Source organism: Caballeronia sp. LZ032 (genome assembly GCF_031451315.1).
In the GTDB taxonomy this organism is placed as follows: domain Bacteria; phylum Pseudomonadota; class Gammaproteobacteria; order Burkholderiales; family Burkholderiaceae; genus Caballeronia.
Map to the genome: position 1 here is coordinate 507,145 of NZ_JARUXP010000004.1, position 8,716 is coordinate 515,860.

Sequence of the window (8,716 nt, forward strand, 5' to 3'; positions counted from 1 at the left end):
TTCCTGAAGACGGACCGGCTTATCTGACGGTTCGCCGAAAGGCGGGCGGGCTTGGTTGCCCGCCTGTTTGTAATCAGCTTGAGGTTAGGTGTTGCATCGTCACCATGAAACTGGCAAAGAAACTGGCAAGAATCGCGACTTCATTTGTTGTGGTGTGGGGATTTTCTGTCTGCGCGCATGCTTCGGTGGTCATCGCCGGTACGCGGGTCGTTTATAACCAGAGCGAACCCGAAGTCACGGTCAAGCTCACGAATAATGGCAAGGTTCCGGGCCTCGTGAAGGTCTGGCTCGACAAGGGCGACCCGGATGCCCAGCCGGATACCATCGAGGTGCCGTTCACCATTACGCCTCCGCTGATGCGGATCGACCCCACCAAGTCGCAGACCCTGCGCATCATGTTTGCCGGTGAGCCATTGCCTGCAAACAAAGAGTCGATCTTTTATTTGAATGTTCTGGAAGTTCCGCCCAAAGCCACGGGCGAGGCAGCCTCCGCGAATCAATTGCAGCTGGCTTTCCGCACGCGCATCAAGTTCTTCTATCGTCCTTCCGCACTCCAGAAGCAGCCTGTCGATGCTGCGGGACAGGTCGTGTGGCATCTGAAGCAGGACCACGGGAAGACGATGATCGAGGCGTCGAATCCCACCGAGTATCACGTTTCGTTCGACAGCGTCTCGTACTCGGACGGCACGCGTACTGCGTCTTTCATTGATGGCGGCATGGTTGCGCCCGGCGAGACAAAGGACTTTCCGCTTAAAGGTGATGTGCCGAGTTCCGGCAAGGTCGCCTGGACTGTCATCAATGATTACGGCGGACCGCAGCATGGCGAATCGCGGCTGGCGCCCTGAGCGTTTTATTCAACGAATTTCTCCAATGACTTCCCGGCAAGAGGTTGGGCGCCGGGGTGGTCCTTCACGTCTGAATCCGTAGCAAAGCGTAGCGTGCTGGAACGAAGGCATGCGCGGATTTCCGTCCAGCCTTTTGTTCGAAGTACCTATCCCTATGCAATTCGGAAGAACTCAAATGTTCGGTCTGTCGAAAAGACCGATCAGCGTGGTGACGCTACAGGCAATTGCCGCGATGGGTGTCAGTGCCCAGGCGCTGGCGGATGAATCGATGAAACTCTCGCAGGTCGAATTCAATGACCAGTTTCTCGATTCGGGCAGCGGCGAGAAAGTCGATATTTCCCGATTCAACAAGGGCCAGCAAGTCCTTCCCGGTACCTACCGGGCCGAGACGTTCGTCAACGACATGTGGCGCGGAAAGTTCGACGTCGATATCCGCGAAATCGGACCGGCTTCGGGCGAAGTCCGGCCGTGCTTCAACAGCGATTTGCTGGAGCGGATCGGCGTGGATCTCAGGAAGCTCTCGCCCGAGTCGGCTGCAAAGCTCGCCGCGGCGGAGGGCGGCGCCGAGGGTGCCGCCGGAAAGGGCGCGTGTTTCGCGCTGTCGGACCTGATTCCGAGCGCGTTCGCGTCGTTCGACGGCGGCGAGCAGCGGCTGGATGTCAGCATTCCGCAAATCGTGATGTTCAGCCGTGCACGCGGTTACGTGGACCCGAAGTATTGGGACAACGGCATTCCCGCTGCCACGCTCCAGTACAACGCGAACGCCTACCACAGCACGGCCGGCGGCTTCACGAACGATTCACAGTATCTCGGCGTGACGGGCGGCCTGAACGCAGGGGCGTGGCGGTTCCGCTACCAGGGCAACCTGAACAGCTCCAGCTCGGCGGGCACCCATTATCAGACGGTGCAGACCTACGCGCAGCGCGGGTTCAGCGACATCAAGAGCCAGCTCACGCTCGGCGACACCTTCACGGATGGCGCCCTGTTCGACAGCTATGGCGTGCGCGGTGTCACGCTGGGAACCGACGACCGCATGTACCCCGAGTCGCAGCGCGGCTATGCGCCGATCGTGCGCGGCATCGCGAACAGCAATGCGCGCGTGCAGGTGCGGCAGGGCGGCAACATCATTTACGAAACCACGGTCGCGCCTGGCGCATTCGAACTGACCGATCTGTATCCCACGGGCTACGGCGGCAATCTCGATGTGATCGTGACCGAGGCCGACGGGACGCAGCACACGTCTACCGTGCCCTATGCAGCGGCGGTCAACGCACTGCGGCCGGGGATCACGCGTTATAGCGCCACCATCGGCCAGTATCGCGATGCATCGCTCGACATTCATCCGTTCGTTTCGCAAATGACGGTGCAGCATGGCATCAGCAACCTGCTGACGCTTTATGGCGGCTTCACGGGCGCCGATCAATACTTTGCCGGCATGATGGGCGCCGCGATCAATACGCGGATCGGCGCCTTCGGTTTCGACGCGACTCACGCGACCGCGAGTTTCAAGCGGGTCGGCACGCACAACGGCATGAGCTTCCGGCTGAGCTACAGCCAGCTGCTTCAGCCGACCAATACGAATATTGCGATCGCGGCTTATCGCTATTCGACGAACGGCTTCTATAGCCTGTCGGACGCGATGGTCATGCGGCAGCTATACGAGACCGGCAATCCCGACCAGATGACGGCGCGGCAGAAGTCGCGCATGCAGTTCACGGTCAATCAGGCGCTGGGATCCAATGGCCGGTATGGCTCGGCCTATGCCATCGGCTCCATTGCCAACTACTGGAATCGTTCGGGGCAGGATACGCAGCTTCAGATCGGCTATTCGAACAGCTGGAAGCGGATCACGTATGGCGCGTCGTTCGTGCGGCAATTCGTCGTCAACACGAACAAGTGGGATAACCGCGTGATGTTCAACGTGATGATTCCGCTGGGCCTGGGCGCACGCGCGCCGGTCTCGTCGACCAACTTCCAGTATGACTCGGCGAATCGCGCCTACAGCATGCAGGAGTCGGTCAACGGGACCCTGGGCACCGACGGCGCTTTGTCATACGGCGTCAATGCCAATTACAGCGATGGCGGCAATGCCGGCTCGAGCGCCACCACCGTCGGCGGCAACCTGGGCTACGTGGCGCCGTTCGCGCAAATGACCTTGAACGGCAGCACGGGGCGCAACTATTCGCAAGTCGGCGCGGGGGTGTCGGGTGGCGTGGTGGCCTGGAAGGGCGGCGTCGCGTTCACGCCGAACATGGCGGAAACCATCGGCATTGTCGAAGCGAAGGACGCAGCCGGCGCGCGTGTCGCGAGCGGCGCGGGGCTGCGCGTCGATCCGTGGGGGCATGCGGTCGTCTCGGGCATGCAGCCGTACTCGAACAACGATGTCGAAATCGACCCGAAGGGCCTGCCGATCAACGTCATGCTGAAGTCGACGGTGCAGCGTTCGGCGCCCACTGCGGGCGCGGTGGTGGCATTGAAGTTCGACACGGAAGATACCGGCCGCGCGGCAGTGATGCACGTCACCCAGCCGGATGGCAAGCCGCTTCCGTTCGGCTCGCAAGTGTTCGACGACAAGGGCGACAACGTTGGTGTGGTGGCGCAGGGAAGTCGAATTATTGCGACTGGTCTGAAGATCGACGAGGGCAGGATGCATGTCAAATGGGGTGACTCGCCGAATCAGACGTGCGCGGTGCGTTATCAATTGCCGCCGATGCAAAAGAACAAGCAGCCAGCTTCACTGGCCATTTCCGATGGCGTCTGCGGATAAGTCTGGCGCGCTCCAATTCAACGAAGGACAGAACATGAGAGTGATGGGAAGAGCGGTGCGGGCGTGGATCCGTTGTGTGTTGTATTGCGTTGGTGTGTTGGCTATTTCGCCCGGGCATGTGTGGGCAACCGCGTCGTGCCATTCGAATCCGCCTTGGCTCTATACGCTGAATTTTCCGGCCCGAGTGGCGGTGGCGCGGGATCTGCCGAACGGATCACCGTTGACGGGGTGGGTGTCCACTCCATTAACTACGAATTACTGGACGTGCAATCAGTCGGAAAGCTGGTTCACGGGAACCGACTTCGAAGCGGCGGGAATTATCCCCACTACGCCGACGTCGTACACCCGCTCTTATAACGGCGTCTCTTTTCCCGTCTATGCGACAAATGTACCAGGCGTGGGGATGGCCTTGGGCGGCGTGATCTATACCAACGGCCGAACACGTGGGCCGTTTGGCTTTCCGCAACTGGGTTATCAATGGAATCAGAACGGCACCGCCGTAAACAATGGTGGGCAATTGATCGGGTCGCTGGTCAAGATCGGAAGTGTCACGCCCGGAACAGTGAGCGGCCAACTCGCGCAGGCATTCTCGTGGGAGTCCGCACTGAAGACGCAACCCCCTGGAAACCTGGATTTTTCCGCAGGGGTCATCAATTTCGACATGACGCCGGTCATCATCACCGTTCTGACCTGCCAGACGCCTGATGTCAATGTGGATATGGGTACGCAAACACCGGCCGACTTCCCGGGACTTGGCGCTCCATCAAGCAAGTCGAGATCATTCAACCTGGCCTTCAACAATTGTCCCGCGGGCGTGGCGGACAGCACCGATCCAGCCAGCCTTTCCGGATTGATCCATAGCGTTCAATACAGGATTGATCCCATCTCGCCCGACCGCCTGGTGTCCGGGTACAGCAATGTCGTGGCGCTGGACAGCGGAACGTCGCAGGCAGGCGGTGTAGGCATTCAGTTGTACGACAGCACGGGCACGGTTCTTCCACTGGCGACCTACATGCCGCTGAATGGTTTCGACGGAACCAAGGCGAACAGTTATAGCCTTTCAATGAAGGCTAGTTATTTCCGTATTGGCGCAATCAGTCCGGGTACGGCAAACGCGACACTGTTGATGACCGTGCAGTATCAGTAACCTGGTCACGCAGTGAACATGGGATGTTCGTCGCGAGGGCGGCGGGCGAGGCTTTTATCGAGGAGGTTTTATCAAGATGCACAAGACAAGATCCATCATCGCAGGTGCGATGATGCTATGTTCGGCGTCCACATGGGCGGCCGACGCTACACTCAACTTCACCGGGAAGATCATTCTTCCCACCTGTACGGTGAATGCGGCGTACGTCAATCAGACGATCGATCTGGGAACAGTGAAGATCACTGACTTTACTGGCACCACTCAGAATCCCACGGCGTTTCAGATCAATCTTGAGAGTTGTGTAGCAGGCACCAACGTCGCCATGACGGTCAACGGAACGTCGGATACGGTTACCAGCGTTCTCAAGAACACGGGCGACGCCGGAAAGGTGGGCGTGCAGCTGCTCAAGGCGAGTACGGTTGGGGACACCACGGGAACCGCTATCACACTGGGCAGTGCAATGACGCTCGGCCTTGTGGACGCAACCAATAAGATGACCATCCCGATGGTTGCACAATTCTACAAACTGGGGGCACTGACAGCCGGAACCGTGGCTGCAACTGCAACGGTGAACTTCACTTACAACTGACCGCTGAGCAGATTTAAGAAAACGGAGGATTGATCAGCCTCCTGAGATGTCGTTAGACTCAATTGTCGGTGAGAAACAAGTACTGACTTTGAGTCCTTGATCGGGATCGAGCACGACGCGGCCATCCTTGATGCATGGACCGAGCGCTCGAACAACTACGGGTTTTTTTTAAAAAGAGTTCAAAAATGGAAAAGATTAACCGTGAAGATCTGGCTAATGTGAATTTTGCCGGAGGTGCAAGCAGTTCGAGCATCAGTTCATCATTGACTAATATTACGATCAACGCGAGTATCTCGAAGGGAAATGGTAAAACTGGCGCATTCTCTATTTCGGTAACCTGAGAGATAGTGAGTGCGCGCGTCGGGGCCGTTAATCAGGGGATAGAAAACCCACCTCGGTAGTACCCTGGACAAATAACCAGGTAATTGTTTTTTCAAGGCTGATTTCATGTCTGCATGAAATCAGCCTTTTTAATTTGGCGCCATGATACCGCGCTCCACAATCATGACGCGGCGTCTTCAAGCTTTGGCGGAACGACCCGGAATCTGGAGGGCGCCAGCCATGAACGACCATGGCCGCAAGCGTCAAACAGCTAAAGGCCGCGTAGAGGGATAGAAAAGCTAGTCAAAACATCATGAGGGGCCGTAAATAAGAGCCGGATTAATCAATAAATCCGTGCGATGGATTATAGGAGTCGGATTAATATTTGCGTCCTGATTTAATTTTAAGGCGACATTTTTGTAACTTTATATCGATGCATAACCGTTATCCGGTTGGAAACCTATAATTCAATCACCGGCGATAAGGTTGGTTTGAAGCAGTCGTACCTACAAACGCATGCCTTTATCTCCGGTGCTTACTTTTTTTTATTAGAGGTTTTTAAATGCAGAAGATTGACCGCAACGCACTCATCAAGTCGCAAATCGCAGGTGGTACGGCGAAGGGCGGCGGCGGGGGCTCGAGCTCCAGCTCGGCATCGTATTCGACCACGAACGTGAATATCACGCTGTCGATGTAAGTCAGCAAGGCGCGTCGCAATCCGTTCACCGGACCAAGGCGCGTTCAACTTCAGTCTGTCCATGTCATTCGAAGGAGAAACAAAATGCAAAAAATCGCACGCAAAGAGCTCGACCTGTCGAACGTCGCCGGCGGCTGCAAGGCTAGCCAGTCACGCGCTGCCGCAACCAACGTCACGTACGTCACCGTTCGCGTGGGTTAAGTCACGCCCGACACCGCTCGCCGGTGTCAGCTGACGCTGTATCAAGCGCGCACTGCGCGGTTTGCCGGCGAGCAGGGCGCGCTCTACGAGAAATCGCATCACTGTTCAATAGAGGAAACCAAAATGCAAAAAATCGCACGCAACGAGCTGAACCTGTCGGACGTGGCTGGCGGCTGCAAGGCCAGCCGGTCGCAAGCCGCGGCAACCAACGTCACGTATGTCACGGTCTATCTGAAGAAGTGAGCCGCTAACCGGCCTACGCCGGTCGGTACAGGAAGAAGCTCGATAAGAAAGCGGACCTTCCGGGGTCCGTTTTCTTGTGAATCGTGTTACGGGGCAAATTCACATGGCTACGGTTAACTTTTTGGTTCGACACTCTCTGGCGCGCGCAAGGCATTCGTTGCGTCGTGCGGTGGTCGGTCGGATTCCCGCGGCCTGGCTTGAACCTGTGGCCAAAACGGCCTGGACGCTGCACAGCCTGTTCAATTCCGAGGTCCACGCCAGCGGCAGGATTCGCGCGGAGATCGGAAGGGACGTACTCGGCTTGCCTGACTCCCAGGCGCAGCGCGCAGTCTCTGGCGCCAAGCTGGAAAACTTCGTCGATCAACGTCTTCATTTCGGTCGCCAGCTCAAAAGGCAGGAAGTCTGGCCAGATCTGGACGCCATCGCTTGCGAACTGGCGCAACGCGTCGAAACCTTGCGACGCGAAGCGCCCGAGAAGCCCGTGTTCCTCTCGCCTTTCCACTATGTCTCCCAATACGCCAACATCGCGGTGGTCGAGCGCGTGGGGCAACTGCTCGGGCTCGAATCCATGGCGGTGGTATCGGGCGTCATCCAGAATCAATACGGCGACGATCACGCCCTCATCCCGGGCATCAAGGTGCTGTACACCTACGGAGACGCGCATCGCAACAACCTCGGCGTGCGCGTGGCGCGCTCACTGAAGCGCGATGGCGTCGCGGTCCTGTTCGCCGACGTGCCGCCTTTCACCATGCATCGTTATCCCATGCAGACCGCGCGCGTCACGATGTTCGGCAAGGATGCGCGGGTTCATAACGGCATCTTCCGGCTGGGGGAAACTTTCGGCGCGCGCATGGTGCCCTTCTACCTGCGTTTCGCGCGCGGACGTTTCAGTCTCCGTGCATTCGAGCCGCTGGACCTCACCGTGTCCACCGCGCCTCAGACGCTCGCGGACTACATCGAAACCGCATTACTCGAAAACTACGAGCAGTGGCTGCCGGCGGGCTATCCGGCCATGTACGCGTTCGCGCCTGCCCACTGACGCAGCCGGCCACTCCAACAATACGTGCGCAGGCCAACGCCGCGCACTCAACACGCGCACCGCAGGCTCAATCCTCCATGCAACCAACTGATCTTCCTCACTTCAGGGACGTGCCCTGGCGCTGGATTGCGTATGCCACTTCGGCTTTCACGATCGTCGCGGTGACCTTTTCGTTCCTGCATCAGATTGAACTCAAGCAGGACGTATCGGGCGAAATCATGTCGCCTTCCGAAGTCAAGATTCAAGGCTTGTCGGGGCTCGTCTCTTCCATCTATGTGCGTCCGTCGCAAGAGGTGGTGCCGGGCACGCCGCTGTTCCGCCTGCAACGCGACTTCTCGCTGAGCACCGACGGCCTGCGCCGCCAGGTCTTCGATCAGCAGATGCGCGAGGCGCAGATCGCCGCCATCGACGCCCAGTACAGCGAACGCCGCGCGCAACTGAATGCGCAGCGCGCGGCATCGCGGACCACGGAAGCGAGCCGCCGTGCAGAACTGGCCGCGCTCGATGCCCAGATCTCTCAGACCAGCCAGCTGGTCGGCGAGTATCAGCAGCGTCTGACGCGGCTCAATTCGGTGGCGGAGTACGTGACCGCCGACAAGGTCGAGCAAGCCCGCGCCGACGTGCATCAGGGCAAGGCGAGCGTGTCGCAGATCGTGGCGCGGCGTCAGCAGCTCAATGGCGAGATCGGCGCCGCGCGCAGCGCGCAGGCCGATCTCGCCGCGCAACTGGGCGAGCTCGACGCGCGCCGCGCACGCGACATCCAGGACGTAGTCGGTCTTGCAGAATCGCGCGAAGCCAAGCGCAGCGTGCGGATAGGTGCAGATAAGCAGTTGCGAAACTCCCAGTTTCAATATGAAATGGGCCTAT

General features: G+C 58.6%; 7 protein-coding genes and 1 pseudogene. All 8 read left to right on the top strand.

Translation table 11 applies throughout. The features are described from left to right. Positions 1-104 precede the first annotated feature (104 nt). The gene (locus tag QCE69_RS30080; protein WP_309925994.1) at positions 105-845 is read left to right on the top strand and encodes a fimbria/pilus periplasmic chaperone; all 741 of its coding nucleotides are present in this window, start codon (positions 105-107) and stop codon (positions 843-845) included. 175 nt (positions 846-1,020) lie between these two features. After that, a complete protein-coding gene (locus tag QCE69_RS30085) occupies positions 1,021-3,612 on the top strand; it encodes a fimbria/pilus outer membrane usher protein (protein ID WP_309934584.1) in 2,592 nt (863 codons plus the stop codon). A 34-nt stretch (positions 3,613-3,646) separates the two neighbouring features. Next, positions 3,647-4,759, top strand: a complete 1,113-nt coding sequence (locus QCE69_RS30090) for a fimbrial protein (protein ID WP_309934585.1) — start codon at positions 3,647-3,649, stop codon at positions 4,757-4,759. A gap of 76 nt (positions 4,760-4,835) precedes the next feature. Next, entirely contained in the window at positions 4,836-5,348 is a 513-nt protein-coding gene (locus QCE69_RS30095; protein ID WP_309925998.1) for a fimbrial protein, read from the top strand. A 185-nt stretch (positions 5,349-5,533) separates the two neighbouring features. Further along, entirely contained in the window at positions 5,534-5,689 is a 156-nt protein-coding gene (locus QCE69_RS30100) for a hypothetical protein (RefSeq protein ID WP_309925999.1), read from the top strand. Between the two features lie 542 nt (positions 5,690-6,231). Further along, positions 6,232-6,366, top strand: a complete 135-nt coding sequence (locus tag QCE69_RS30105; RefSeq protein ID WP_309926000.1) for a hypothetical protein — start codon at positions 6,232-6,234, stop codon at positions 6,364-6,366. Positions 6,367-6,886: 520 nt separating this feature from the next. After that, the gene (locus tag QCE69_RS30110) at positions 6,887-7,849 is read left to right on the top strand and encodes a hypothetical protein (RefSeq protein WP_309934586.1); all 963 of its coding nucleotides are present in this window, start codon (positions 6,887-6,889) and stop codon (positions 7,847-7,849) included. A gap of 77 nt (positions 7,850-7,926) precedes the next feature. After that, positions 7,927-8,716 (top strand): annotated as a pseudogene (locus QCE69_RS30115) (hypothetical protein); the annotation flags it as partial.

Coding starts and splice junctions, on each gene's coding strand:
- QCE69_RS30080 (WP_309925994.1), top strand. CDS start 105: ATGAAACTGGCAAAGAAACTGGCAAGAATCGCGACTTCATTTGTTGTG.
- QCE69_RS30085 (WP_309934584.1), top strand. CDS start 1,021: ATGTTCGGTCTGTCGAAAAGACCGATCAGCGTGGTGACGCTACAGGCA.
- QCE69_RS30090 (WP_309934585.1), top strand. CDS start 3,647: ATGAGAGTGATGGGAAGAGCGGTGCGGGCGTGGATCCGTTGTGTGTTG.
- QCE69_RS30095 (WP_309925998.1), top strand. CDS start 4,836: ATGCACAAGACAAGATCCATCATCGCAGGTGCGATGATGCTATGTTCG.
- QCE69_RS30100 (WP_309925999.1), top strand. CDS start 5,534: ATGGAAAAGATTAACCGTGAAGATCTGGCTAATGTGAATTTTGCCGGA.
- QCE69_RS30105 (WP_309926000.1), top strand. CDS start 6,232: ATGCAGAAGATTGACCGCAACGCACTCATCAAGTCGCAAATCGCAGGT.